Here is a 1,398-nt window from a genome sequence, read left to right on the forward strand (position 1 = left end):
GAAACAATAAAGAAAATAAAACCGGAGCCAATAGTAAAGCAAAAAAAGGTTAAGTAGTTCAATTTAATAGTGTGAAAATAGTAAAGAGTAGATTTCAACTGCCTTTTTTATTTGTAGTAAATCAGAGAGGGAAGATATAATTCAAGAAATTATATCTTCCCTCTTTAATGCTGATAAATATTTGTTACTCAGACTTCAGTTTGATATAATTAAACTAGACATAAGGATTATTCTACTGTATTAAAGGAGGCGTATTATGAATTGTAACCATTGTAATAAAAAGATTTCAAAGGATAGCAAGTTTTGTGAATTTTGTGGAACACCTGTGGTAGTGGAGAAATCATCCCATAGCCAACCAAAAAAATACAAGAAGATGGTCTTCAGCAAGAATATTGTTTTAGGTAAAGATGGTATATATCGTTGGACATATAGAATGAATATGTGGAAAAATCCAACAATTATGATTACATTATGGAAAGTTTTCTTTATAGGTGGGATGTTCCCAGTTCTTTTGGTAACGGGATTAGAGATTTTTGAGCAAGGATTTTTAGATGCTGTCAGTGTTTTTATTTCGATGTTTCTTGGAATGATAGGTGTAGTAACAGCCTTTGTAATTATTGCTTACCCTATTGTAACGGTTATGAATGGAGGTGGCTATCAAGTTGTCTTTGAATTGAATGACAAAGGAGTTCATCATATTCAAATGAAAAAACAGTTTAAGAAGAATCAAGTTATGGCTATGATTACTGTGTTGGCTGGTGTTGCAACGGGTAGTCCTCAAACTGCAGGTGCAGGTCTAATGGCAGGTTCTAAAGAGAGTAGTTATTCTGAATTCAAAAATGTAAAAAAAATAGTAGCAAAGCCTAGCAGGCATGTTATCTATGTTAATGAGAGCTTAGATCACAATCAGGTCTACGTGGCCAAAGAAGATTTTGAACAAGTAAAGGCATATATAATTAATCATTGTAAGGAGTTAACGCTAGTTGAAAAATAGAGATTAGGAGGATATCATTATTAATGTTGCTAATTAGTATAACTATCCTCAAAGCTTTCAAGTATCATCAATTCTATCTGTAAGTCCTCTTTTTTGTTTTTACTATTAAAATATCCAATGATAGAACCAATAATTGCATATAAAAGTACATTTGAAATATTCCAAATAATTCCACCCAATATAGCTGTATAAAACCCTCCAAGTATAAGTCCAATGAATCCACTAATAAACCCAGCTATTGCTGTTTGTTCTAATGTATATGTTTTTAGTGCCTTTCTCTTTCTTTGTATAACCTTACTTAATAATTGTTTGTCCATAAATTTGCCGCTCCTATTCAATAGTAAATTTTAATGTTAACTTCCTGCTTTTTTACGCCTAAAAATCCTCATTTTGTATATCTTGTA

General features: G+C 31.4%; 2 protein-coding genes. One reads left to right on the forward strand and one right to left on the reverse strand.

Annotated features, from left to right (window positions below):
- The first annotated feature begins 256 nt into the window (after window positions 1-256).
- Window positions 257-994, forward strand: coding sequence for a zinc ribbon domain-containing protein (locus AC3AX0_RS09625; protein ID WP_487550075.1), 738 nt, complete (start codon window positions 257-259; stop codon window positions 992-994).
- A gap of 29 nt (window positions 995-1,023) precedes the next feature.
- Here the strand turns inward: AC3AX0_RS09625 and AC3AX0_RS09630 are convergent, their stop codons facing one another.
- The gene (locus tag AC3AX0_RS09630; protein ID WP_487550076.1) at window positions 1,024-1,311 is read right to left on the reverse strand and encodes a hypothetical protein; all 288 of its coding nucleotides are present in this window, start codon (window positions 1,309-1,311) and stop codon (window positions 1,024-1,026) included.
- Window positions 1,312-1,398 lie beyond the last annotated feature (87 nt).

The sequence above is a fragment of the Dethiosulfatibacter sp. genome (assembly GCF_983023055.1).

What these genes read in the sequence shown, in the direction of transcription:
- AC3AX0_RS09630 (WP_487550076.1), bottom strand. Translation starts at nt 1,311, where the DNA reads ATGGACAAACAATTATTAAGTAAGGTTATACAAAGAAAGAGAAAGGCA.
- AC3AX0_RS09625 (WP_487550075.1), top strand. Translation starts at nt 257, where the DNA reads ATGAATTGTAACCATTGTAATAAAAAGATTTCAAAGGATAGCAAGTTT.